12 protein-coding genes are annotated in these 26758 nt (G+C 64.1%); 8 read left to right on the top strand and 4 right to left on the bottom strand.

Features of this window, described 5'->3' with window-relative positions; genetic code table 11:
• Positions 1-108: 108 nt before the first annotated feature.
• From F2P44_RS09505 to tldD, 3 genes are read left to right on the top strand one after another with little or no spacing between them, the layout of a single operon-like run.
• On the top strand, positions 109-4314 hold the full coding sequence (locus tag F2P44_RS09505) for a YhdP family protein (RefSeq protein WP_167086458.1): 4206 nt from the start codon (positions 109-111) through the stop codon (positions 4312-4314).
• Between the two features lie 30 nt (positions 4315-4344).
• Positions 4345-5142 (top strand): carbon-nitrogen hydrolase family protein, encoded by a 798-nt coding sequence (locus tag F2P44_RS09500; protein WP_167086457.1) that lies wholly within the window; start codon positions 4345-4347, stop codon positions 5140-5142.
• Between the two features lie 58 nt (positions 5143-5200).
• Positions 5201-6661, top strand: coding sequence for a metalloprotease TldD (gene tldD / locus F2P44_RS09495; RefSeq protein WP_167086456.1), 1461 nt, complete (start codon positions 5201-5203; stop codon positions 6659-6661).
• Positions 6662-6782: 121 nt separating this feature from the next.
• Here the strand turns inward: tldD and F2P44_RS09490 are convergent, their stop codons facing one another.
• Both F2P44_RS09490 and F2P44_RS09485 read right to left on the bottom strand, forming a co-directional pair.
• Positions 6783-9449 carry a TonB-dependent receptor gene (locus F2P44_RS09490; protein ID WP_167086455.1) on the bottom strand — a complete coding sequence of 889 codons (2667 nt, stop codon included), beginning with the start codon at positions 9447-9449 and terminating at the stop codon, positions 6783-6785.
• 39 nt (positions 9450-9488) lie between these two features.
• Positions 9489-12338, bottom strand: coding sequence for a TonB-dependent receptor (locus F2P44_RS09485; protein WP_167086454.1), 2850 nt, complete (start codon positions 12336-12338; stop codon positions 9489-9491).
• Between the two features lie 506 nt (positions 12339-12844).
• On the opposite strand from F2P44_RS09485, the gene aroG reads away from it, so the two are divergent.
• The 3 genes from aroG to F2P44_RS09470 all read left to right on the top strand — a co-directional run bounded on the left by aroG (position 12845) and on the right by F2P44_RS09470 (position 18616).
• Positions 12845-13906 (top strand): 3-deoxy-7-phosphoheptulonate synthase AroG, encoded by a 1062-nt coding sequence (aroG, locus tag F2P44_RS09480; RefSeq protein WP_167086453.1) that lies wholly within the window; start codon positions 12845-12847, stop codon positions 13904-13906.
• A 564-nt stretch (positions 13907-14470) separates the two neighbouring features.
• A complete protein-coding gene (locus F2P44_RS09475; protein ID WP_167086452.1) occupies positions 14471-17314 on the top strand; it encodes a TonB-dependent receptor plug domain-containing protein in 2844 nt (947 codons plus the stop codon).
• A gap of 765 nt (positions 17315-18079) precedes the next feature.
• Positions 18080-18616, top strand: a complete 537-nt coding sequence (locus F2P44_RS09470; protein ID WP_308610059.1) for a type II TA system antitoxin MqsA family protein — start codon at positions 18080-18082, stop codon at positions 18614-18616.
• 63 nt (positions 18617-18679) lie between these two features.
• Here F2P44_RS09470 and F2P44_RS09465 read toward each other — a convergent pair whose 3' ends face one another.
• Complete coding sequence (locus tag F2P44_RS09465) at positions 18680-21298, bottom strand: TonB-dependent receptor (RefSeq protein WP_167086450.1); 2619 nt, start codon at positions 21296-21298, stop codon at positions 18680-18682.
• A 285-nt stretch (positions 21299-21583) separates the two neighbouring features.
• Positions 21584-24379, bottom strand: a complete 2796-nt coding sequence (locus tag F2P44_RS09460) for a TonB-dependent receptor (protein ID WP_223165015.1) — start codon at positions 24377-24379, stop codon at positions 21584-21586.
• Between the two features lie 428 nt (positions 24380-24807).
• On the opposite strand from F2P44_RS09460, the gene F2P44_RS09455 reads away from it, so the two are divergent.
• Together F2P44_RS09455 and F2P44_RS09450 are read left to right on the top strand one after the other, a co-directional pair.
• Positions 24808-25746 carry an ABC transporter permease gene (locus F2P44_RS09455; protein WP_167086563.1) on the top strand — a complete coding sequence of 313 codons (939 nt, stop codon included), beginning with the start codon at positions 24808-24810 and terminating at the stop codon, positions 25744-25746.
• Positions 25746-26753 (top strand): ABC transporter permease, encoded by a 1008-nt coding sequence (locus F2P44_RS09450; RefSeq protein ID WP_167086449.1) that lies wholly within the window; start codon positions 25746-25748, stop codon positions 26751-26753. The genes F2P44_RS09455 and F2P44_RS09450 overlap by 1 nt, the downstream gene beginning before the upstream one ends.
• The last annotated feature ends 5 nt before the right edge of the window (positions 26754-26758 follow it).

Below are 26758 nucleotides of genomic sequence, written 5' to 3'. Positions count from 1 at the left end.
GGCCCGCCGCGGTGCGGATCAGGACGATGGTAAGGGAGTGGGCGGCATTCACGCAAGCGCTACCTTCTTGCAATACATTTACACGGCGGACCCTTTATCAGCTTATTGATGCACACACCGGAAGCACAGACGCCCGCCGAGCACCTGCCCATCGCAGAGCGCTGGCGGCGGCTGCGCTCCGCCTATCGGGTATGCAACCGCGCCACCCACCATGTGCTGGGCTTTACCATCAAGCTGGCGCTGCTGGTGTATTTCATCTTCACCATCGTGTTTTTGGTGCTGCGCTACCTGATTTTGCCGAATATCGACTATTACAAGGGCAATATCGAGCGCATCGCCAGCCGCGCCCTGGGCAGCGAGGTGAGCATCACCCGCATCTACGCGTCCTGGCACGGCCTGCGCCCCAACCTGTTCCTGGGCGATGTGATTGTGCGCGACCCGGGCGGGCGCCAGGTGCTGAGCTTGCCGAGCGTGTCGGCCACCCTGTCGTGGTGGAGCGTGCCGACCCTGGAACCGCGCTTTTATTCGCTCGACATCATTCGTCCCGACCTGGATATCCGGCGCGACGCGGCCGGCCAGCTGTTCGTGGCGGGCATGCTCATCAAGCGCCATGCGGATGGCGATGGCAGTGGCGCCGACTGGGTGTTCAAGCAGCGCCGGATCGTGATCCGCGAAGGGCGGGTGCAGTGGACCGACCAGTTGCGCGGCGCCCCGGTGCTGGCGCTGGAAAACGTCGACATGGTGCTCAAGAACCGCTGGCAGCACCACCGCTTCGGCTTGCGCGCCACGCCCCCGGCCAGCCTGGCCGGGCCGCTCGACGTGCGCGCCGACTTTGCCCATCCGCGTTTCGCGGCGCGCATGGCCGATATCGGCCAGTGGAAGGGCGAGCTGTACGCCGACCTGCCCGATACCGACCTGTCGGCCTGGACCCCCTACCTCGATTATCCGGTGAAAATCAGCCAGGGCCAGGGATCGGTGCGCGCCTGGCTGAGCCTGGACCGGGCCAAGCTGGCCGGTTTTACCGCCGACGTGGCGCTGGCCGGCGTGTCGGCGCGCCTGGGACGCGACTTGCCGGCGCTGGAACTGACACGCGTGCGCGGCCGCCTGTCGGCGCGCGAAACCTTTGCCTCCGGCAGCAACCGCGGCGCCCCGGCCTTCGGCGCCCAGGGCCATGAAGTGACGCTCACCGATTTTTCCCTGCTCACCGCCGACGGCCTGGGCCTGGCGCCGACCACCCTGTCCGAATCCTATGTGCCGGCGCGCGGCAAGCGCCCCGAACAAGTGAAAGTGAGCGCCCGCCAACTTGACCTGGAAACCCTGGCGCGGCTGGCCGTCCAGTTGCCGCTGACACCGGTGCAGCGCCAGTTGCTCAGCGAAGCTGGCGTGAGCGGACGCGTGAGCGATTTTTCGGCCCAGTGGCAGGGCAGGTTCCCGGAGATCGCCAGCTACCGCGTGCGCGGCAAGCTTGACGGGCTGACCATGCGCGCCCAGCCGGCCCGGCTGGCCGTGGCCAGGAGCGCCAGCACGCCGGCGCGCGCCGCAGTGCCACCGATTCCCGGCATCGAAAACCTGTCGGGCACGCTCGACGCGAGCGACCAGGGCGGCACGATCACCCTAGCTTCGCAGCAACTGGTGCTGCAATTGCCGGCCTGGTTCGCCGATCCGGCCATGCCCTTCGACCAGTTCAACGCCCGTGCCCGCTGGACTTTTGCGGCCGGCAACAAATTGCTGGTGGACCTGGATAGCCTGAACTTCGTCCAGGGCGCGCTCAGCGGTTCGCTGTCGGGCACGCATCAGATGAGCCTGGGTACGCAGCCGGGCAAGCCGGCCGACATCGTCGATGTCAGCGGCACGCTCAGCGGATTCGCACTCAATACCATCGGGCGCTACCTGCCCCTGAAAACCCCGGAACACTTGCGCGGCTGGCTGACCGGTGCGCTGGAAGATGGCGTGGCCCTGGACGCCACCTTCCGCCTGCGCGGCGACCTGGCCCACTTTCCGTTCCGTACCAATACGCCGGGCGAGCGCAAGGGCGAGTTCCGGGTCGGCGGGCGCCTGGAAAACGCGCGCCTGAACTACGCGCCCGGCCATTTCGCGCCCGATGGCGTGGCGCCGGTGTGGCCGCAGGCCGAGCAGATCAACGGCACGTTTTTGTTCGAGCGCGCGCGCATGGAAATCAAGGGCGACACCGGGCGTACCCGGGGCGTAGCCTTGAGCGCGGTGACGGCCGTGATCGCCGACCTGGCCGATCCGGAACACGTGCTGGAAATCGATGGCAACGCCGCCGCGCCGATGCAGGATTTCCTCGGCTATATGGAAGCGAGCCCGGTGCTGAACTGGATCGGCCGCTTTACCGAACACACGCGTGCGACTGGCAACGCCAAGCTGGCCCTCAAGCTGCAATTGCCGCTGAATCACTTGATCGACTCCAAGGTGCAGGGCAGCTTGCAATTGATGGGCAACGATGTGGTGCTGTTCGACCCCTTGCCGCCGCTGCAGGCGGCCATCGGCAAGCTGGAATTCAATGAACGCGGCATTAACCTGAACGGCGTCGGCGCCAGCTTCCTGGGCGGGCCGCTGGCGCTGACCGGCGGCACCGGCCGCGACAATGCCATCGTGATCAAGCTGGGCGGCACGGCCACGGCCGAGGGTATCCGCAAGACCTATCCCTCGGCCGCCATGCAGCATGTGCTGGGACTCATTTCCGGCGGCGCGCACTATACCGGCTCGGTGGTGGTCAAGGATCACCAGGCGCTGGTGACGGTCGATTCGAGCCTGGCCGGCCTGGGCGTGGACTTGCCGGCGCCCCTGAACAAGGCGGCGCCCGAGGTCTTGCCGCTGCATTTCACCCTGAACGGCCTGCCCAGTACCGACCCGGCCGTGGCGCGCGATGAAATCCGGGTGGCGCTGGGCGCCAACATGGGCGCGCGCTACCAGCGGGTCAAGCACGGCAAGGGCGCGTGGCGGGTCGAGAGCGGCGGCATCGGCGTGAATGTGCCGGCCCCGGCCCCGGACAGCGGCATGATGGTCAATGTCGACATGAAGTCGCTCAATGTCGACCAGTGGATCACGATCGGCGCCTCGGTGGCGCGCGCCGCGCCCGAACCGGTGGCGGCCGACGCCTCGGCGGCCGACGCCTCGGTCGATGGCGGCATGGACCTGGCGCAGTACGTGGTGGCCGATGTGCTGGCCGCGCGCGCGGGCGAACTGATCATCAGCGAGCGCAAGCTCGACAACGTGGTGGTGGGCGCCTCGCACGTGAAGGATACCTGGCAGGCGAATATCGATGCGCGCCAGGTGGCCGGCCACATCGCCTGGGCCGAGGGTAGCGGCGGCCAGGGCCTGGGCAAGGTGACGGCGCGCCTGGCCTCCCTGATCATCCCCGAATCGGCCGCAGCCGGGGTCAAGGACTTGCTCGAAAGCGGCAAGAGCGCGGCGGCCACCATCCCCGCGCTCGATATCGTGGCCGAGCATTTCGAACTGTTCAACAAGAAACTCGGGCGGCTGGAATTGGTCGCCAGTAATGCCCAGCTTGCTACCGGACGCGAGTGGCAAATCAACCGCTTGCTGCTGGCCAATCCGGACGGCGTGCTGCGCAGTACCGGCAAGTGGGTGACGGGGGAGGGGCAAAGCAATACCAGCCTCAATTTCACGCTGGAGATCGAGGATGCCGGCAAGCTGCTCGACCGCTTCGGTTTCCCGGAAACGCTGCGCCGCGGCAAGGGCAAGCTGGCGGGCGATATCGCCTGGAATGGCTTGCCGTATTCCCTCGATATTCCCAGCCTGTCGGGCAAGATCGACATGAGCGTGGCATCCGGCCAATTCCTCAAGCAAGATCCGGGCGCGGCCAAGCTGCTGGGCGTACTGAGCCTGCAAATGCTGCCGCGCCTGCTCAAGCTGGATTTCCACGATGTGTTTTCGGAAGGCCTGGCGTTCGACGGCATCAGCGCCAATGCCAGCATCACGCGCGGCGTGGTGCGCACCGACAACCTGAAGATGCATGGCGTGGCCGCCACCGTACTCATGGCCGGCACCGCCGACATTGCCAACGAGTCGGCCAACCTGCATGTGGTGGTGATCCCCGAATTTAACCTCGGCACCGGGCCGCTGGTGTACGCGCTGGCGGTCAATCCGGTGGTCGGGCTGGGCAGTTTCCTCGCGCAACTGTTCTTGCGCGCCCCCGTGATGCGCGCGCTGACCTATGAAATGCAGATTACCGGCCCGTGGAAGGCGCCGGTCATCACCAAGCTGGGCTCGCCCAAGAGGCCGCCGCCGCCGCCGCTGCCCGAAGGCGGCGCGGCGGCGACCAAATAAAGCGCAGCAACACCGACTGGAGAGAACGACATGACGACCGTGGCCGCAGTACAAATGATCAGCACCCCCGACGTGGCCGAGAATATCGCCAGCGCGCGCCGGCTGGTGAGCGAGGCGGCCGCGCGCGGCGCCACCCTGGTGACCTTGCCGGAATACTGGCCCATCATGGGCATGAGCGACACCGACAAGGTGGCCCATGCCGAGGCGCCCGGGCAGGGCCCGATCCAGGACTGCATGGCGCAGGCCGCGCGCGAGCACGGCATCTGGCTGATCGGCGGCACCTTGCCGCTGGTGTCGCCCGACGCCGGGCGGGTGATGAACACCACCCTGGTGTACGACCCGCAGGGCCGCCCGGTGCAGCGCTACGACAAGATCCACCTGTTCGGTTTTACCCGTGGCGCCGAAAGCTACGACGAGGCGCGCACCATCGTGCCGGGCGAGGCCGTGGCGGCCTTCGAGGCGCCGTTCGGGCGGGTCGGCCTGTCGGTCTGCTACGACCTGCGTTTTCCCGAGCTGTACCGGGCCATGGGCGAGTGCGCGCTGATCGTGGTCACCGCCGCGTTTACCCACACCACGGGCCTGGCGCACTGGGAAGTGCTGCTGCGCGCGCGCGCCATCGAAAACCAGTGCTATGTGCTGGCCTCGGCCCAGGGCGGCAGCCACCGCAACGGGCGCCGCACCTTCGGCCACAGCATGCTGATCGACCCCTGGGGCGAGGTCAAGGCCGTGCTGGACGAGGGCGAAGGCATCGTCAGCGGCGCGCTCGATGCCGCATTCCTGGCGGGGGTACGCGAAAGCTTGCCTGCGCTCAAGCACCGCAAACTGTGAACTACCGCAAGGGGCCGACTATGGCACAATGGCTGATCCACACTGAAAGACCCGCAAAATGACCCCGTTCGAACCGAATCTCTCCTCCCTGGCTGTCGCGCGCGATGTGCTGCTGACGCCATTTGGCCTCGATGAAGGCAAGCTCCTGCGCACCCTGGGCACGATGTTCACCCACAAGGTCGATTACGCCGACCTGTATTTCCAGTTTACCAAGAGCGAAGGCTGGAGCCTGGAAGAAGGCATCGTCAAGACCGGCAGTTTCTCGATCGACCAGGGCGTGGGCGTGCGCGCCGTGTCCGGCGACAAGACCGCTTTTTCGTACTCCGATGAAATTTCGGAACGCGCCCTGCTGGACGCGGCCGCGGCCACGCGCACCATCGCGCGCGCCGGGGCCGGCAAGATCAAGGTGGCGTCCTCGATGACGCCGGTGGGCGGACGCTCGCTCTACCTGCCCAACGATCCGCTCGCTTCGCTTGACGCGACGGCCAAGGTCAAGCTGCTCGAGCGCGTGGAAAAAATGGCGCGCGCGAAAGATCCGCGCGTGGTGCAGGTCATGGCGGGCCTGGCCGGCGAGTACGATGTGGTGCTGGTGGTGCGCAGCGATGGCGTGCTGGCGGCCGATATCCGGCCGCTGGTGCGGGTCTCGGTGACGGTCATCGTCGAGCAGAACGGACGCCGCGAAATGGGTTCGTCCGGCGGCGGCGGGCGCTATAACTATGGTTACTTCGACGACGTGGTGCTGGAGCGCTACGCGGAAGAAGCGGTCAAGGCGGCCGTGGTCAATCTCGATGCGCGTCCGGCCCCGGCCGGTCCGATGACCATCGTGCTCGGACCGGGCTGGCCCGGCGTGCTGCTGCACGAAGCGATCGGACACGGGCTGGAAGGCGACTTCAACCGCAAGGGTTCGTCGGCCTTTTCGGGCCGCATTGGCGAACGCGTGGCCGCCAAGGGCGTGACCGTGGTCGACGACGGCACCCTGGCCGACCGCCGCGGTTCGCTCAACATGGATGACGAAGGCAATCCGACCCAGTGCACCACCCTGATCGAAGATGGCATTCTGAAGGGCTACATCCAGGATACGATGAATGCGCGCCTGATGAAAATGCCGGTGACCGGCAATGCGCGGCGCGAATCGTTCGCGCACCTGCCGATGCCGCGCATGACCAACACCTATATGCTGGGCGGCGACAAGGACCCGGAAGAAATCCTGGCCTCGGTCAAGAACGGTTTGTACGCGGTCAATTTCGGCGGCGGCCAGGTCGATATCACCAACGGCAAGTTCGTGTTTTCAGCCAGCGAAGCCTACATGATCGAAAACGGCAAGGTCACTTATCCGGTCAAGGGTGCCACCCTGATCGGCAATGGTCCGGACGTGCTCAACCGCGTATCGATGATCGGCAACGACATGCGCCTCGATTCCGGCGTGGGCGTGTGCGGCAAGGAAGGCCAGAGCGTGCCGGTCGGCGTGGGCCAGCCGACCTTGCGCATCGAAGACGTGACGGTGGGCGGTACCGCGTAAGCGTTCCAGGGCCGGTCGGCACCTTCATTGCCGGCACTGTTTCACAAAGGGCGCACTTTCTGGTGCGCCCTTTGTGTTTTTCCGGCTGGCATTCGCGCTGGCCGCATTCAATACGTCGGACTCAGAACTTGTATGTGGCCCTCACGTAAAACGTCCGTCCGAGCGGATCCGTGTAGCGCGGATCGTAGCCCTGCTGGAAGGTCGTACTCTGGACCGTGAAGGGCGGGTCGTCGTCGAGCAGGTTCTTGACGCCGGCGGTCACGCTGACCTTCTGCTTGGCCGTGTAGGTCCCTGCCAGGCTCCAGGTGGAGTAATGTCCCACGCGGCCGGGCACGAGTCCGTTTTCATCGGGCTGGTCGTCGTAACCGGACAGGTAGCGGTTGGACAGGGTCATGTTCAGGGGACCCCGGGTCCATCCCAGACTGGCGTTGTGTCGCCAGCGAAATACCGGACTGGCATCGGCATAGCGCCCCGCGTTGACGGTGAACGGCCCGTTGCGCTCGTTCTGGTAGTCGTAGCGCTCGACCCAGGTGCCATCGACCCCCACGGTGAAATTGCCCCACTGGCTGCGCTGAAGGCGCCACAGCAGTCCCAGGTCGACCCCGCGGGTCTTGACCTCGCCCAGGTTCTGGGTGATCGTCAGCACGTAGTCGAGCCGGGTGCGGGCGGCATTGTAGAAATACAGGTTCTGGTATTTCTGGTAGTTGCCGAAGATCGATTCCTCCGCCAGCGCGCTGATCTGGTCCTTCAGCCGGATATCCCAGTAGTCGAGCGACAAGGTCAGGTCGCGCGTCGGTTCGAGCACGATCCCGGCGCTGTAGGTGCGCGAGCGTTCCGGCTTGACGTCGGGGTTGCCTCCCTGGCGCCGGTTTTGCTGCTGGTCGCAGGCGAGATTGGGATTGGCACCCGGAGCCGCCGTACCGCCCGGACACAGCACCGGATCATCCCAGGGGCTGCTGGTGTTGGTGGTGGTTTGCGGCCCGTGCAGATCGTACAGGGTGGGGGCGCGGAAGCCCTTGTTGAACGAGCCGCGCACCAGTACCTGCTTGCTGGGCTGCCAGCGCAGCGCCACCTTGGGGTTGACGCTGTGGCCGAAATCGGTGTAGTCGTCGTAGCGCGCGGCCAGGTTGACTTCAAGGTCCTTGATGACGGGGATGTTGAACTCGGTGAACACGGCGCCGATGTTGCGGCTGCCGCTCTGGTCCTGGGCGTCGGCGTAGCCGGAACTGGACGCCTGGCTGGCCAGCGCGCGGTCGACGCGGTAGTCGGCTTCGTCGCGCCGGAATTCGCCGCCCAGCGCGAAGCCGAGCGGGCCGGCGGGCAGGTTCATCAGCTCGCGGCTGGCCTTGAAGTCGATGGCGCCGCTCTTGATCTTGGCGCGCAAGTATTCGCCCTGGAGCAGCGACTGGCGCAGGTAGTCGTTGCCGGCGGGAGTCTGCTCGCCGAACGGGTTGAGCAAGCCGTTGCCCACGCCCTCGATCAGGCGCGCATCGATCACGTAGCCGTTGGTAAACGCGCTGCGCGCCCGCCCCACCGCGTACGACAGGCCGGCGTTGTAGTCCCAGCCGCCCAGCGTGCCTTCCATGCTGGCCAGCAGGCGGTCCGACAGGCTCACGTCGAGGCCTTCGCGCTTGCCGGTCACCAGGGGCCGCCAGCTGACGTCGAGCGGCTCGCCGGTGAGGCCGGCCACGGCCGGGGTGATGCCGGCGCCCGGATAGAAGGGGCTGGTATTGGTCATGGTCAGGCCGATGCCGGCCAGCGGCGGCGGCGCCACGCGCGCTTCGTTGGTGCTGCGGCTGTGCAGGTATTCCAGGGTGGCGCTATGGTCGGCGCCGAGTTTCTTGCTGAAGCGGCCGAGGAAGGTTTCCTGCTTGGTCAGTGGAATCAGGTCGACGAACTGGGTGTAGTCGAAGCGGCAGGTCGCCGCGCCAGTGCGGTTGGGGATCGAGTAGGGCGGACGGCAACCGCTGGCGAAGCTCGGATTGCCGGAGATGTCGTTCTCCGAATAGAAGTTGGCGGGGAAGGTGGTGCCGCTGGTCTGGTACATGCCGCGCTCGGGGCGCACGCCCGTGCGCCCGAAGTCGCGGTCGGTGGCCGTCAGCGAGGATTGGCGGTGCAGGTCGACGATGCCGAGCAGGTTGTAGCCGTCGGTGGCCAGGTCGCCCCAGCCGCCGATGAGGTTGACGCGCTGCGCGTCGCCGCCGCCCGAGCCGACCGGCTCGTACGCTTCCACGCTCACTTCCAGGCCGCGGTAGGAGCGCTTGGTGACGAAGTTGATCACGCCGCCGATGGCATCGCTGCCGTAGATGGCCGAGGCGCCGTCGCGCAGCACCTCGACCCGGTCGAGCGCGGCGACGGGAATGATGTTCAGGTCGACCGTGTCGGCAAAGAAGGGATGGTTGGCCAGGCGCCGGCCGTTGAGCAGCACCAGGGTCTTGTCGCCACCGAGGCCGCGCAGGTTGGCCGTGGCGCGCCCGCCGGTGCCGGAGCCAACCGACTGGCTGGCGCCGGTCGAGGTCTGGTTCATGGGGATCGTGGCCAGCACTTCCTGCGCGGTCGAGAGGCCCTGCTTGGCGAAGTCTTCGGCCCGCAGCGAGGTGATCGGCAATGCGGTTTGCGCCTCCAGGCGCCGCCTGATCGAGGTGCCGACGATGTCGACTTTTTGCATGGTCTGGGAGGCGTCGGCGGGCGCCTGGGCCTGTGCGGGCAGGGACAGCACGCCGGCGCCGAGGAGGGCGCCGCCGGCGCACACGCGGCCGATGGCGGCGGATAAGGCTTTTTCAATCATGGATTGCTCCGGTGGTTAACAGTGAGTGAAAGGAGGTTGCTAAAAGGTGTAGCGCACGCCCGCCGTGAAAAAGCGCCCCACGGCGCCCGCATGGTCGAGCGGGTTATAGGCAGTGGCGCCGTAGGTCAGCGGATCGAGCGGGGCGAGCTGGTCGAAGATGTTTTGCGCCGAGCCGAATACTTCGATGCGTGGCGCCGGCTTCCAGCGCAAGCTCAGGTCGACCGTGGTGAAGGAAGGCAGTTCGCAGTCGACCGGGGCCGGATTGCCGTCGGCGAAGTGGCTGGCGCAAGCGGCGGGGTCGTTCTTGAACAGGGTATTCTTGATGGCGCCGCGGTAGTTCACGTTGGCCGATACGCGCCAGGCCGCGCGCTCCCACGACAGCCTGAAATTGACCCGGTCGTCGGGCGTGCCGATGCAGTTGGTGACGTCGCAGTTGCCGTGGGTGCCGGCGTAGTCGCGCATGCTGCCGTCCTGCTCGGTACGCTGCCACTTGAACAGGTGGGTCCACCTGGCATCCATGCTCGCTTCGCCGCTGCCCGGTCCGAAGTCGAAGCGCTGGCGCAGGTCGAGGTCGGCGCCGCGCACCTGGGTGCGCGCCGAATTGACGTAGCTGGCCAGCACCGCCGCGATCGGGCCGGGGTCGCCGGGCCGGGTGGCGCCGCTCGGGTCGCGCGCGATGCGGCCGGCCAGGATGGCGGCGTCGCTCTGTTCCTGGTTGATGTCGTTCTTGCGCTTGATTTCCCACAGGTCGAGCGAGACCGTGGTGCGCCGGTACGGGTCCCACACCATGCCGACATTGACGCTGCGCGATTTTTCGGGCGACAAGGCGGGATTGGGCGAGGTGATGATGGCGACCTGGGCCGGGTTGCAGGCGATCTCGACGCCCAGGCTGCAGCGCAGCGGGTCGACCGCGGTGGAATACGCGGCCAGGCCGCCGACCCCGTTTTCGGCCGTGCTGGGCGCGCGAAAACCGCGCGCATACGTGCCGCGCAAGGCGAAAGTGCGTAGCGGCGTCCATTTGACGCCGAACTTGGGCGTGTACGAGTCGCCGGCGTCGGTGTAGCGGTCGGCGCGCAGCGCGGCCGACAGTTCGAGCGCCGGGTGCACGGGCGCGAGCACCTCGCCGTACAGCGCGGCCACGTTGCGGCTACCCTTGTAGGCCGAGTAACCGAGGCCGATGACGTTGCCGCGCTCGGTACCGGGGGTGGGGGCCAGCTCGGCCGATTCGTGCCGGAAGTCGGCGCCGATGGCGACTCCGAGCGCGCCGCCGGGCAGCTCGGCCAGCTGGCGCGAGGCGCGCAGGTCGGCCTGCGCGATGCGGCTCCTGGCATCGTTGGTCCTGGCCGGCGCCAGCGCCGCGTACAGGGCCGGCGGGTTCAGGGCGGCGTTTTCGGCGATGCGCCACACGCTGCCCGGCGCCAGCGCGGCATAGGCCGGATTGGCGCTGGCCGCCGCCACGTTGGCCGGGCTCGGATTGAGCAGCGCGAACGCGACGTCGCGCTGCGGATATCCGCTGCGTTCGTTGCTGACCTGGTTTTGCGAGAACAGCAGGGCGGTATCGACCTCCCACGGCCCGAGCGTGGCCTTGGCGCCGGCCAGCAGGCGCACGAAATCGGAATCGATCTGGCTCATGCGCGGGTCGATATCGGCGGCCATGTAGCGCAGCCGCGCCGCCGTACCGAAGTAGGGATTGTCGGGATGGGCCGGGCCCAGCGCCACGGCGGCACTGTTGACCGGCCCGCCCGGATAGCCGACCGCGCCGCTGACCGCCGAGGGCGTGGAGGAGGAGGCCGATACGCTGCGGTACAGATTGAGCTCGGCGTAGGCCTGCACCCGCGGCGTGGCCTGGAAGGTGGCGCGCCCGAAAAAGTTGATCCGTTCCTGGCTCGGCTGGATCTGGTTGTAGCGTTGCGCGGCATCGATCAGGCAGCCGCCGCCGGGGTCGCCCTGCGGATGGGACGTGAAGCCGGCGCAGGCGGCGCCCGGAAAGGTGCGCGTAAAACCGGCCCCGGCCAGGTTGCCGCGGTTATCGTAATCGAGCGTAGCGGGATTGCGCACGTTGCCGTTGATGGCGCTGCCGGCGGTATTGCTGGCGGTGATGGCGCCGGTGCCGCCGAGCGACTCCTGGGCGCTGAAGCCCCAGTCGCGCAGGTCGCCGCGCCCGATGTGGCCGCGCCCGGCGCGCTCGCGGTTCCAGATCGCGCCGCGCCGCCCGTACTCGAGGCTGGCCAGCACGTTGTAGCGGTCGGCCTCCAGGTCGCCGCCGCCCCAGGTGAGCGAGGCGACCCCATCGTTGCCGTCGCGCTCGCGCGACTGGCCGAAGCTGGCGCGCAGCGTGGTGCCGTGGAAGTCGCGCCGCAGGATCACGTTGACCACGCCGGCGATCGCGTCCGAGCCGTAGATGGCCGAGGCGCCATCCTTGAGCACGTCGATGCGCTCGACGGCGTCGGCCGGGATGATGTTCAGGTCGGAAAACATTTTCTGGCCATCGTCGGCCAGGCCATAGGGCGCCACCCTGCGCCCGTTGAGCAGGACCAGGGTGGAGGCGGCGCCCAGGCCGCGCAGCGAGATGCCGGAGGCGCCGCTGGCAAAGCCGCCGCCGAAACTGGACGGCACCGAGCCCTGGTTGTCGACGGCCAGGGTTTGCAGCAGTTCGGCCACCGTGGTTTTGCCGGACCGTTCGATATCGTTGCGGTTCAGGGTGATGACGGCGGCCGCGGTTTCGGCCGTGGCGCGCGGGATATGGGTGCCGGTGATTTCCACCCGCGGCATGGGGCCGGGCGGGGCCGGGGCTTGCGCCTGGACGGCGAACGGAAGCAGGGCCAGACTGGCCCCGCCGCCGCCGGCGACCAGGCGCCTGAGCGAGCACGATATGCGCGATGCGTTCATTGCGGACTCCGGAAAACGATTGACTGCCCCGCCCGCTGCGCGCCGACATGACCATGATTCAGCTCAATCTATCTATTTGGAAAAGTTGACCGTGGTTTGATCTGGCGCAAGCTTCGATGGGGACGCGATGCACCGAGTTTTGCACCGGAGGCGCCGCCACGACTGATCTGGATCAAAGGTGACAGGCATCGGCGTGCCCATTGTGGGGAAGGCGCAACCGCTTGTAGCGTCTTGTCTTGACGGGCGCCGATAAAACAGCTTGCCAATTTGCAGGAATTGTTGATATAGTCGTTGCATCACTTTTGGATTCTTGCCATGCACAACGTCGTTTTCTTTACCTGCTACTTTTACTTTAGCAATTCCAACCCAAAGGCGGTGGAGTAGCGGCAGGTTCACGTAGCAACGACGAGATCTTGCAATATCCAGAAAAACCGCCAGTCATGGCGGTTTTTTTTTAGCCCGACCATTTTGAATCCAGTTTGAAACACCTAGCCACGGAGAACACCATGCCACGCACCGACGATCTACGCATCCGCGAAATGAAGGAACTGACGCCACCCTCCCACCTGATCCGCGAGTTTGCCTGCGGCGAGCGCGCCGAGCAGACCGCCAGCTCCTCGCGCGTGGCGCTGCACCGCATCCTGCACGGCCAGGACGACCGCCTGATGGTGGTGATCGGCCCGTGCTCGATCCACGATACCCGTGCCGCCATGGAATACGCGCACCGCCTGGTGGGCGAGCGCGAACGCTTCAAGGGCGAGCTGGAAATCGTCATGCGCGTGTACTTCGAAAAGCCGCGCACCACGGTCGGCTGGAAGGGCTTGATCAACGATCCGTACATGGATAACAGCTTCCGCATCAACGACGGGCTGCGCATGGCGCGCGAACTGCTGCGCGACATCAACGAGCTGGGCTTGCCGGCCGGGACCGAGTACCTGGACGTGATCAGTCCGCAGTACATCGCCGACCTGATCAGCTGGGGCGCGATCGGCGCGCGCACCACCGAGTCGCAGGTGCACCGCGAACTGGCGTCCGGGCTGTCCTGTCCGGTGGGCTTCAAGAATGGGACTGACGGCAACATCAAGATCGCGGTCGAAGCGATCAAGGCGGCCTCGCATCCGCACCATTTCCTGTCGGTGACCAAGGGCGGGCATTCGGCGATCGTCTCGACCAACGGCAATGAGGATTGCCACGTCATCCTGCGTGGTGGCAAGACGCCCAACTATGACGCCGCCAGCGTGGAACTGGCATGCCAGCAGATCTCGGCACTCGGCCTGGCGGCGCGCCTGATGATCGATGCTTCGCATGCCAACAGCTCCAAGAAGCCGGAGAACCAGATACCGGTGTGCGCCGACATCGCGGCCCAGGTGGCCGGCGGCGACGAACGCATCGTCGGCGTGATGGTGGAATCGCATCTGGTGGCGGGGCGCCAGGATCTGGTGCCGGGCAAGGAACTGGTGTATGGCCAGTCGATCACCGATGGCTGCATCGATTGGGACAGCAGCGTGGCGGTGCTGGAAGGCCTGGCCGCGGCCGTGCGCGAGCGCCGCTTGCGCCAGGACCTGTAACCGTTCGCTGACATGGTGCGCGGGGCTGCTCCGGCACTGCGCTGATTTCCCGGCGCGCCGCCGCCGGCGTGGCCGGCGTGCGCGCCAGCATATCGAACGGCGCCATACCTGGCAAGGCGCGCTTCAAACAGCATCGGATTGGCTTGCGCGACGAGTGGGCATGGCTGCGCATTGCAAACCACGGCAATCAATTACCTTTATTCAATCACAATTTCTCTGCTTGCACGCAAAAAAATGCCGCGCAATCGTGCATACGACACCAATCCTGTTGTTTATATACATATTCCGTATTTACCATTGACATCAAATATTCCCATATGTTTCTATCTTGGGCTTGATTGGCAAAAAGGCATAGATGTCGAACGCCAATCGACAAGTCGCTTTAAGCGAAGTGAAGAAGTTCAGCCGAGGGAGACAGCGCTACCAAGAGCTCGGCTGGTTGTACCTTGCACCGGAAGGACTCCGCAATCCGGACCCGGCCACCGCAAGGTTCGCTACTTAAATTGATGCATCATCCAAAAGATGGTGTTAATACTAATATTTTATAAATCAAGGGATTCACACATGATGACGGAAACCGTTTTATCGCGTTCATTGCGCCTGGTTTTTTCGGGCGGTATCGCCGTCGGCCTTGGCCTCGCAGCACTGCCTGCCGTGGCGCAGACCGCTTCCCAGGACAATTCGATGCAGCGCGTCGAGATCACCGGCTCGTCGATCAAACGCCTGGCCGCTGAAACCGCAATGCCGATCACCATTATCAAGCGCGAAGATATCGAGCGCACCGGCGCCACTTCGGCCCAGGATCTGGTCAATCTGATCCCGGGTAACTTCGGTGGCGGCGTGTCCGCCAACAACGTGGGCGCCTCCGGCGTGCCATCGACCGCCAACCTGCGCGCCCTGGGCGCCCGCTACACCCTGGTGCTGCTGAACGGCCGCCGGGTGGCGAACTATGCGGTCGGCAACAACCCGGTCGACTTGAACTCGATTCCGCTGTCGGCCATCGAACGCATCGAAGTGCTGCGCGACGGCGCCTCGGCTGTGTACGGCGCCGATGCGGTGGCGGGCGTGATCAACTTCATCCTCAAAAAAGACTACAAAGGGATGGAAGTATCGGCCTACAAGACCCACGTCGACCAGGGCGGCGGCAATACCACCAGCTTTAACCTGACCGGCGGCTTCGGCGACATCGCGACCGACCGTTTCAACATCCTGTTCAGCGCCAACCACGAAGAAAACGACAAGCTGCGCGCTTCCGACCGCAGCTTCTCGACCACCTCGGTGCGTGAAGACCTGGGCATCAACAAGTCGTCGCCGCGTAACGGCGTGCCCAACCTGAATTTCAGCGATACCCTCGGCAACAAGTACGTGGGCGTCAATCCGTACCGCTACAACGGCTGCAAGAACGATGAATTCAGCCTGGTCGTCAACAGCGAAAAAGGCTGCGGCACCGACTACGTCAAGTACATCGATCTGGTTCCTGAAGCCAAGCACGACAACCTCGTCACGCGCGGCGTATTCAAGATCAATGAAAACCACGAGCTGTTCGCCGAAGCGGCGTACACCCGCGACAAGATGATCGCGGCCGCCTCGCCGGCCCCGTACACCAAGCCCATGACGTATCCGGCGAATGGCCGTTTCTATCCGAAGACCATCAAGCTGCCGAAGGGCCTGATCCTGCCGGCTGGCTACAAAATGCCGAACGGCTCCGTCACCACGGCTGAAACCACGCTCGCGGCCGATATGGATGTGACCCCGACCGGCCCAATGTCCGGCACCTGGCGCACCGTCGCCGGCGGCGGCCGCAACGACCTGACCAAGACCGAGAACACCCGTATCGTGGTTGGCGCCAAAGGCAATATGGCGGGCTGGGATTACGATACCGCACTGACCTACGGCAAGAACGAAGTCGAGATCCAGTTCGGTCCAGGCAAGTTCAGCTATGCCAAACTGAAACCGCTGGTCGATTCCGGCGAGATCAATGTGTTCGGCACCCAGGATGCGGCCAGCCTGGCAGCCTTGCTCGGTTCGCAGCTGAGCGGCTTTGAAAACGGCGGTACCTCGGTGTCGAAAGAGTTCGACTTCCGCGTCTCCAAAGAGCTGTTCACCATGCCTGCTGGCGCGGTTGGCTTCTCGGTTGGTACTTCCTTCCGCAAGGAAACGCTGACCCAGGTCTCCTCGCCAGTTCTGTCGTCCGGTGACGAAGTCGGTGGTGCCGGTGAAATTCCTGGCGTGATCGGCGACCGTAAAGTGTTCGGACTGTTCAGCGAAGTGGTGATTCCAGTCGTTAAGAGCGTGGAATTGAACCTTGCTGCGCGCTACGACAAATACAAAAACGGTTTCGGTACCGAGTTCGACAACCTGAGCCCGAAAGTCGGCTTCACCTATCGTCCAAGCACCGTGATCATGGCGCGCGGTGCGGTGGCGCGCGGCTTCCGCGCACCGACCCTGGTCGACAACCTGAATCCGAAGGCGCTGAACAACACCTCGTCGAACTTCCACGACCCGGTGCGTTGCCCGAACGGCGTGCCTGTCAACAGCATCAACCCAGTGGGCGAACTGCAGGATGAGTGCTCGGTCCAGCTGACCACCCAGAACAGCGGCACTCCGGATCTGAAACCGGAAAAATCGAAACAGTTCACCCTGGGTCTGGTGTTCCAGCCAACCGCGACCATCAGCGGTTCGCTCGACTACTGGAACGTGAAAATCGACAAGTCGATCAATGCGATGTCGGAAAACACGGTACTCGGTGATCCGGCTGGCAACATCAACCAGTACTACCGCTATGATCCGTCGATCGCTCCAGGCTTGCCAGGATCGGAAAAAGATCCTATCCGCGGCAGCACCAACAAGGATTTCCCGCTGGCGTACGTGGCCCTGCCACGCGTCAACACCGGCAAGTTCTACGCCGCTGGTGTCGACTTGAACCTGAACTATCGCCAGAAGATGGGCGATATGGGTACCGTGGGCGCGAACTACGATGCGACCAAGTACACCAAGCACGGCTACCAGTACGAAGGTTCGCCGGAAGTGAGCGATCTGGGTTCGTTCAAGGATTTCGGTCCAACCCCGAAATTCCGCCACATGCTGAGCATGACCTACGGCATCGGCCAGTGGAACGCTTCGGTGACGCATAACTACACCAAAGGCTACGAAGACTACACCGATCCATCGCTGATCAGTGCTACCTACCCGCTGGTGCGCAAGGTCGATGCCTATTCGACGTTTGACGCAACGCTGGGCTGGAAACCGATGAAAAACGTGAGCATGACCTTCGGTATCAAGAACATCGCGGACGAAGATCCACCATCGTCGCGTAACGGCGCCAACTTCCAGGTCGGTTACGATGCGACGTTCACCAACCCGCTGGGTCGCACGTTCTATGCACGTCTGAACTACAAGTTCCTGTAATTGCCGGGGTGCGCGGCGGTTGACAGACAGCCATCGCGTACTCTTGTAAGAAACTTGTATGACGTAAAAAACCCCGCCGGACGCTCTGTCCGGCGGGGTTTTTTCATGTGCGCCTGCCCGGACGCACGCCTCATGGCGAGACGTCGTTTCGCTGCTGAGCTCGAGCGTCAAGTGGCCCTCGTTTGATGTATCTTCCCGCGTGAATTTTTTGGCGTGCCGTCGTCGGTCCGGTCGACGCGATGCCGCTGCAGTGCGCCAGAAATATCCTGTGCCATCCCCTGGTTCTTGCGCACGTTCGACTAAAATTTATCATGGCGATAAAATATGTCGCTCTGATGGGCCGCCAAGGCGAGCCTTCTCCGTGGATTTGTGAAATGCCGGCGAACAATCGCGGAGGGGCCATTGATTGAGCTGGGGAAGCTGCGACAGCATATTGCTGATGCAAGCCTGGACCTCGAGAACGACGAGCATATGTGGGTAGCTACGCGCAAATGCCGTAGCGATCTGGAGAAGTACAGCTGGGACCATGCCCAAGTCGGCCGTATGCTGTGCGCGCTTCGTCGCGGACGCCAACCCAAGGGTGACTACAACAAGTCCGAGTGGTGCGAAGTTGATGGAGGCGAGATGTTCCCATGCGATGTCTAGCACTTGCCCTTTGACGAAGTGTGAGGCGAAAGAAATCCTCGTGGCCTGTCCATCTATTTGAAATTTTCATTGGGCGACCATGGCGAGCTGATGCTGGTGCTCGTTTCCTGCCATCTATAAATGAATGCACGGAGAACTGCCATGAAGACAAGCATAAGCTGCCGGGTTTGCAAACAGGGCGCCTTGCACGAGACGGTTTTTCGCCGCGAATTTTTCCCCAACAAGAATACGGTCAGCGTGGAGCTTCTGCAATCGACGTGCACCGTGTGCGGCGCTGTGTGCACCTTGTCCGCGCAGCACGCGGAAAATCTGCGCCGGCTTGCCGCCCGCAAGCCGGCGTACGAAGGACTGTTGATGGGGGAGGAATACCTGGCACTGCGTAAGCGCCATGGCTTGACCCAGCAACAGGCATCGAAGATATTCGGCAAAGGCGTGATCGCATTTTCGCGCTATGAGAACGAGGATTCATATCCGGATACCTCGACCCGGCTGTTGATCGAACTCGCGATTGCCCGCCCGGATATTCTCAAGACGCTGGCGGAGCGTGCCAATGTCACGGTCCCGCTGTGGAAGGAGCGCCGCGAGGACGAGAAAACCATGACGGCTGGCACACGCACTGCCCCGGCGCCCGGCCGCGTGATCGTCACGCATGAGTAATGCCTTACGCAAGGACGAAAAAAAAACCGCCGAACGCGGCGGTTTTTTGTCAGCTGAAAACGCTTAAAACGCGTAGCTGGCGCGCAGGTACACGGCGCGCCCGATCGGGTCGCTGAAGCGTGGATCGTAGCCCTTCTGGAACAGGGTGCCCTGGTTCGAGAACGGCGGCTGTTCGTCCAGCAGGTTCTTCAGGCCGGCGGTCAGGGTCAGGCCCTTGATGCCGCTGTAGCTGCCCGACAGGTTCAACAGGCTGTACGCCTCGACCTTGTGCTTGAACTCCGGATCGACCTGATCCTGGTCCTGGTACGCGGACTTGAACGATTGCGACAGGTTCACGCCCCACGGGCCATTGGACCAGTTCAGCGCGGCCGTGTGCTGCCAGCGGAACACCGGCGCCATGTCGGCGTAGCGGCCCACGTTGTGGATGAACTCGCCACTGCGCTCGTTCTGGTAATCGTACTTGTGCACGTAGGTGCCGTCCACCGTCACGGTGAAGTTGCCGGCGCTGGTGCGCGGCAGGCGCAGGGTCAGGCTGAGATCGACGCCATCGGTCTTGACTTCGCCCAGGTTGTTGAGGAAGTCTTCGATCGCGTTCGGCGAACCGTCCGGATTACGCAGGAACAGCGCCTTGTACTTGGCGTAGTTGCCGTAGATCGTTTGCTCGGGCAGGGCGGCGATCTTGTCCTTGAGCTGGATGTTCCAGTAGTCGGCCGCGAAGGTCACGCTCGGGATCGGCTCGACCACGGCGCCGAAGGAAAAGGACTTCGATTTTTCCGGTTTCAGGTTGACATTGCCGCCCTGCAGCTTGAACTGTTGCAGGTTGCAGTCGCGCAGCGGGTTCGAACCTGGCTGCGCCTTGCCGCCCGGGCACAGGATCGGATCGCTGTAGCTATCGTTGGTATCGTTGCGCGATGGCGGACCGTTTTTCTCGAACAGGGTCGGGGCGCGGAAACCGGTGCTGGCCGAGCCGCGCACCAGCAGTTGCGGCATCGGCTGGTAGCGCAGGCCGATTTTCGGGTTGGTGGTGTTGCCGACGTCGCTGTAGCGGTCGTAACGGGCCGCCAGCTGCACTTCCAGTTCCTTGGTGAACGGCAGGTTCAGTTCGGTGAACAGGGCCTGGATATTGCGCGAGCCGGTTTTCGACAGCGAACCGGACAGGCCCGAGCTCGATGCCTGCGAAGCGATCGCGCGGTTGACGTTGAAGTCGGCTGTCTCGCGCCGGATTTCGGTGCCGACCGCCACCGCCATCTGGCCGCCGCCCATCGCCATCAGGTCGCGGCTGGCCTTGAAGTCGAAGGCGGTGTTCTTGACTTCGGCGCTTTGCACGCGCCCGCGCAGGGCGGTGCTTTCAAGGTAAGTCTTGCCGGCCGCGTCTTGCAGCGCGAACGGGTTGAGGATGCCATTGGCCACGCCGGCCGCGAACGCGGCATCGGCCACATAGCCGCCCATGAAGTCTTCGCTCGACTTCGACATCGAGTGCGACAGGCCGCCCTTGTAATCCCAGCCCGCCAGCAAGCCTTCCATGCCGAACACGACGCGGTCGGCCTTGCCCTGCGAATCGATGGTGCGCTGGCCCGATTCAAGCGGACGCCAGTTGATCGACAGCGGCTGGCCCGACACGCCGCTCTTCGGATAGTACTTGCTGGTGTTGGGCATGATCAGCCCGGTCTGCGGCGGTGGTGCCGTGCGCGAGGTCACGTCGTTTTGCGAATGCAGGAATTCCAGGCTGGCCAGGTGGTCGGCGCCCAGCTTCATGCTGCCGCGCGCGAAGACCGCCAGTTGTTTCTGGTCGGGCATGCTGTCGATCTGGCGCGTGTAATCCTGGCGGCAGATGCCGTCCGCGTTCGGTACCGAGAATGGCGGATTGCAACCGCTGGCCCAGCCCGGATTGCCCGACTTGTCGGCGCCGGCATCGTAGAAGTTGCCGGGGAAGGTGGTGCCGGAAGTGAGGTTCAGGCCGCGGCTCGGGACGATGCCGGTTTTCGAGAATTCGCGCTGCTGCGAATTGATCGATTCCTGCTTGTGCCAGTCGACCACGCCGAAGACGTTGAAGCCATCCTTGTCGAGGTTGCCGAAGCCGCTGGACAGGTTGACCCGCTCTTCGTCGCCGCCTTCCTTGCGTGGGCGCACCAGTTCGCCGGTGATGGTGGTGGTGGTGACCGAGCGCTTGGTGATGAAGTTGATCACGCCGCCGATGGCGTCGGTGCCGTAGATCGCGGAAGCGCCGTCGCGCAGCACTTCGACGCGGTCCAGGGCGGACAGGGGAATCATGTTCAGGTCGACGCTGGAGCTGTCGTACGGGTGGTTGGCGAGGCGCCGGCCGTTGAGCAGCACCAGGGTCTTGTCGCCGCCCAGGCCGCGCAAATCGGCGCTGGCCTGGCCGCCGGTCGGCAAGCCGCTGCTATTGCCGCCAACCACGTTGCCGCTGCCCATGGTGGTCTGGTTCGATGGAATGCGCGACAGCGCTTCCTGGGCCGTGGTCAATCCCTGCTTGATGAATTCGTCGGCCTTGATGACGCTCAGCGGCGTGGCGGTTTCGCTTTGCATGCGCTTGATCGACGATCCGGTGATCTCGACGCGCTGCATTGGCTGGCCATCCTGTGCGAACGCCGCGCCTGCGAGTCCGCCGCCGGCAGCGAAGATCGCGCCCAACGACAGGGATAATACGGTTGGCTTCATCATGCTGTTCAACTCCATCCAAAAGTGAGAGGGGACTATAGAATCATCAGGTGCTGCGGGTGTCAATCGTGCAAGATTCCGTTTGATCAAAATACAACGGAAATGGCTAAATTGTTTAGCTTGATTTACAAAGTAAGCTTCCAGTCAGCAATCATGTTCCTGTAGGCAGCAACCGCCGCGACGCGACAATGCGTGTGCGCGTACATATACATACTTGCAGGACAGGGCAATGAAAAAGGGCGACGCCTGCGCGTCGCCCTTCCGTCATGCGTTCGCTGCCGGTTCAGACTAGAACTGGTAGCGCGCGCCGGCCTTGAAATAACGGCCGATGGCGCCGCTGGCGTCCATCGGGTTGTAGCTCATGCCGCCGTAGGTCAGTGCATCGAGCGGTGCGATCTTGTCGAACACATTGTTGATCGAACCGAACAGCTGGAAGTTCTTCGACAGGTTGTAGCGCACCGACAGGTCGGTCGAGGTGAACGAAGCGAGCGTGCATTCCGCGTTCGGCGCCGGGGTGCCGTTGGCGAATTTGGATGCGCAGATGTCGCCCTCGTACTGCACGTTCTTCATCTTCGAGCGGTAGTTGGTGGTGGCAGTCAGGTTCAGGTCTTGCCAGTCCCAGCCTGCCACGAAGCTGACCTTCTGTTTCGGCGTACCGGCGCAGTTGGAGGTGTCGCAGTTGCCGTGGGTGCCGGCGTACTGGTACTTGACGGCAGCCGACTCGGCACGGATCCAGGAATCGATGTAGGTCCAGGTCAGGCCCAGGTTGGCACGGCCATAGTCGCCGAGACGGAACTTTTGCTTGACGTCCAGGTCGACGCCCTTGATCTCGGTAAAGCTCGAATTGCGGTACGGCGCGTTCGAGATCAGGATGGTGCCAGTGTTCGGAATCGCCACGCCGCCGACCACCAGGTTGTTATCCGCGCGCACAGCGGTCGGCAGGGCCGCCGCTTCGTTGTACGGCAGCGGATTGATCTCGTCGCTGCGCTTGATCTTCCACAGGTCGACCGACAGGCTGGTATCGTTCAGCGGATCCCAGACCATGCCCAGCGTCATGCCTTTCGAGGTTTCCGGCTTGAGGGCCGGATTGCCGACCTTGACTGCGGCCAGCGAGATCAAGCAATCGGTGGCGCTGCCGCCGCCGGCTGCCGGCGTGCCGCCAGGGCAACGGACTGGATCGCGCGTGGTGGCGGTGCCGGTCGAACGCGACGAGGCGCTCGCTTCAGCGGCGCCCGGCGCGCGGAAGCCTTCCGAATAGGTGCCGCGCAGGGCGAAGCTCTTGACCGGGGTCCACTTGGCGCCGAATTTCGGCGTGGTCGAGGAGAAGTTGGTGTACTTGTCGTAACGCAGCGCGGCCGACAATTCCACCGATTTCAGTACCGGCGCCGCCACTTCGAGGAATACGGCCGAAATCTTCTCTTCGCCCTTGGCGGCCACGTACGAGGAATTGATGCTGCCATCCTCGGTGCCCGACAACGATGGATTGTCGAGTTTTTCGCGGCGGTGTTCGCCGCCCACGGCCAGGCCCATGGCCCCGCCCGGCAGCTGGAACAGCTCGCGCGAGGCCTTGAAGTCGACGATGTCGAGCTGGGTGGTCGAATGCGAGGTGGCGGTGCGCACCATGGCCGCGTACAGCGAGGCCGGGTTCTTGCCGGCCTGCTCGCCGAGGTAGTACGGGAAGTAGGAGCTGGCCGGATTGCCCAGCGCATCCTTGACCACGCGCAGGTTCAGCATATTGCTGTACATGAGGTCGAGTTTCGATTCCGAATGCACGTAGGACGTGTCGAAATCCCAGCCCATGCCGGCGCCCTTCAGGCCCACCACCAGGCGGTTGAATTCATTGTTGACCGAACGCTCGCTGGGACCCACGTCGAAGGCCGAATAGCGCACCCGTACCGGCACGCCGTACGGGTTTTGCGGGTGGTTGGCGGCCAGCTGCATGGTGGTGCCGGCGCCCGAACCCCAGTTGGTCACGCCGGTCGGATTGGCAGCCGTCGGCGGACCGGCATAGGTGCGCGTGATTTCGCCCGGCACCAGGGTGAACGAGGTATCGCGTTTCGAGTAACCGATTTCGCCGTAGACTTGCAGGTCTTGGCCCAGTTTCTTGGTGGCGCGCGTGTACAGGTTCAAGCCATCGACCTGCGGCTGCATCGAGCGGAACTGGTCGTGGTGCCACAGGCAGCCGCCTTGCGGATCGCTGTTGGCGGTCTTCGACAGGGCGCCGCAGCCGGGCAGCGAGACGTAGGTATTGTTGGCCGGGTTGCGGATCGAACCGGCCGGGCTGGCGCCGGTGTTGTTGCTGCCGGACAGGTAGCCGGACGCGAACTGGGTATCCATCGCATAGCCGTATGGGCGCAGGTCGCCGTGGCCGATCCAGCCACGGTTGGCGCGGTCTTTGTTCTTCAGTTCGTTGTTGGTGTAGTACTCGGCGTTGACCAGCACGTTGTAACCGTCGGCTTCCAGGTTGCCCTTGCCCCAGGTCAGCGAGCCCTTGGCCATTTCGCCGTCCTTGTATTTGGACTGGCCGATCGTACCCTTGGCGATGATGCCCGTAAAATCCTTGCGCAGGATGATGTTCACCACGCCCGCAATCGCGTCCGCGCCATAGGTCGAGGAGGCGCCGTCTTTCAGCACTTCAATGCGCTCGACCGCTTCCATCGGAATGGTCGACAGGTCGGTAAAGCTCTTCTGGCCATCATCGGCGCGGGCGAACGGCGCCATGCGGCGGCCGTTGAGCAGCACCAGGGTCGAGGTGGCGCCGAGGCCGCGCAGCGAAATCGCGGTCGAACCGGCGGCAAAGCCGTTGCCGAAGCCTGTCGGCAGGGAACCTGCGCCATCGGCGGTCAGGGTCTGGAGGTATTCCGCGACCGTGCCCTTGCCGGACTTGGCCATGTCTTGCGCAGTAATGACTTGGACTGGAGAAGCGGTTTCGGCGCTGGCGCGCTTGATGCTGGAACCGGTGACTTCGACGCGTTGAATCGGACCTGTTACTGCGTCCTGTGCCATGGCCGGCGCGGCCACGGAAAGTGCTGCCGAAGCGATCGCCAGAGAGACGGCGTGCGCAATTGCGGTTTTTCTAAACATGTGTAACTCCAGAGGGTATCAATGTTAAAGACGTCTATATCTGCATGCCTATTTCGCTTTTTGCACTATTCCCAGCACAGGCTTGCTGAAATTGGCAAAAAACACATGCAGTCTCCCGTTTTCTTGGGAAATAGTTGGTGAGAACATTTTCCAAGCGCACATATATCAACACCTGAGTGTCTGACTGTCAATGTACACACCGTTCATTTTGGCAGCGAAACAACAGTTCCCCGACGCTACAATTTTGTACTTGAATTTGTGGGCGTAGTCTGTCGTCGGCCTGTGTCGGCAGGGTTGCGGCGAAGGCAAGGCGCGCCCGGATATTGTTCGCCTGTCATGACCGCGCGCCCCTGAAATGCGCTATCGTGATGGCCTGCGCACTGCCGCAACCGAACCGCACCACGACCAGGAAAGACCGCGCCACATCCATGCTTGCCTATATCCTGCGCCGCCTGTGGCAGATGCTGCCCACCATGGCGGGCGTCGTGCTGCTGGTGTTTATCTTGTTTAACTGGGTTGGCGGCGATCCCGCGTATCTGCTCGCCGGCAAGATGTCCGATGCCGCCGAGATCGACAACATCCGGCGCCAGCTCGGCACCGACCAGCCGATGCATGTGCAGCTGTGGATGTTCGTCAGGCAGATTCTCACCTTTGACTTCGGCAATGCCTGGAGCACCGGCGAGCCGGTCTCGCGCATCATCGCCAGCCGGCTGGGGCCGTCGCTGACGGTGCTCATTCCCCTGACCGTGCTCGAAACCGCGACCGGCATCGCGCTGGCGCTGGCCGTGGCCTTCGTGCGCGGCTCGCTGACCGACCGCGCGGTGATGATTGCCTGCACGGTCGGCATGTCGGTCAGCATCCTGGTGTACATCATCGCCTTCCAGTACGGCCTGGCCTACAAGATGGGCCTGTTTCCGGTGCAGGGCTGGGGCGCCGGGCTGGGCGAGAACCTGCTGCGCTATGCGGCGCTGCCGGTGCTGATCGGGCTGGCCGTGTCGATCGCGCCGACCCTGCGCCTGTACCGCAGTTTCGTGCTCGACGAAGTGCAGCAGGACTATGTGCGCACGGCGCGCGCCAAGGGACTGTCCGAACGGCGCATCATGTGGGTGCATGTGCTGCGCAATGCCGCCATTCCCATCATCACGCACGTGATGGCGAACCTGCCGGCGCTGCTGATCGGCGCATTTTTGCTGGAGCGGTTTTTCGGCATTCCCGGCATCGGGCGCGAAGTCATTCTCGCGGTCGAGCGCAGCGATTTTCCGGTGATCAAAGCGATTACCGTGTACGTGGCCGCTGCCACCATGCTGTTCAATTTGCTGGCCGACCTGCTGTACCAGGCGGTCGATCCGCGCGTGCAGCTCGCGTGATGACGGGCGCACCGGCGGGCCTGTGGACCCTGGCCATGCGGCGCCTGCGCGCCGACCGCGTGGCGATGCTGTCGCTGGCCGTGGTGGCGCTGTTCCTGGCCATGCTGGCGCTGTCCTCCATGGGCCTGGTCGCCGCCGGCTGGGAAGAGGAGGTGGGCGTCACGTATGCGCCGCCATCGTTCATCGGCCCCGATGCCTTGACGCACGAGGGTGCCGGCGTGGCGCGCACGGCGCCGCCGCCCAACCCGTTCGATCCGCTGGCCGGCGACATCGCCGCCATCATCGCAGCGCAGGGCGCCGCGATTACCGCGCCACCGCCAGCGCGCCTGCCCACGCTGGCGTTCGGGGCCGACAAATGGGGGCACGACGTCCTGCTCAAAACCATCAAGGGCGGCGAAACCTCGATCGTGGTGGGACTGGCGGCGGCGCTGCTGGCGGTCGCGCTGGGGACCTTGTTCGGCGCATTCTCCGGCTACTTCGGCGGCGTGGTCGACGACCTGTTCAACTGGTTCTACAGCGTGTTCACCTCGATTCCCCCGATCCTGATGATCCTGGCGGTGGCCGCCGTGTTGCAGCACAAGGGCGTGGCGACCATCGTGCTCATACTCGGGCTGACCGGCTGGACCGGGCCGTACCGCCTGATCCGCGCCGAGTACATGAAGCACAAGGGGCGCGAATACGTGATGGCGGCCGACGCCATCGGCGCCTCGCACTGGCGCAAGATGTTCTCGCATATTTTTCCCAACATCAGCCATGTGGCGCTGGTGCAGCTATCGATCCTGGCGGTCGGCTTCATCAAGGCCGAAGTGATCCTGAGTTTTCTCGGCTTCGGCGTGCCGGTCGGCGTGGTGTCGTGGGGCAGCATGCTGAACGAAGCGCAGAACGAACTGATCCTCGGCAAATGGTGGCAACTGACCGCCGCCGCGACCGCCATGGCGCTGCTGGTGACGGCGTTTTCGCTGTTGACCGATGCGCTGCGCGACGCGCTCGATCCGAAACTCAAGTAGAAGGC

It is taken from the genome of Massilia frigida (genome assembly GCF_011682175.1).
Classification (GTDB): domain Bacteria; phylum Pseudomonadota; class Gammaproteobacteria; order Burkholderiales; family Burkholderiaceae_D; genus Telluria_A; species Telluria_A frigida.
Note: the sequence above shows the minus strand (reverse complement) of the source record. Positions and strands in the feature narration are given on the sequence as shown.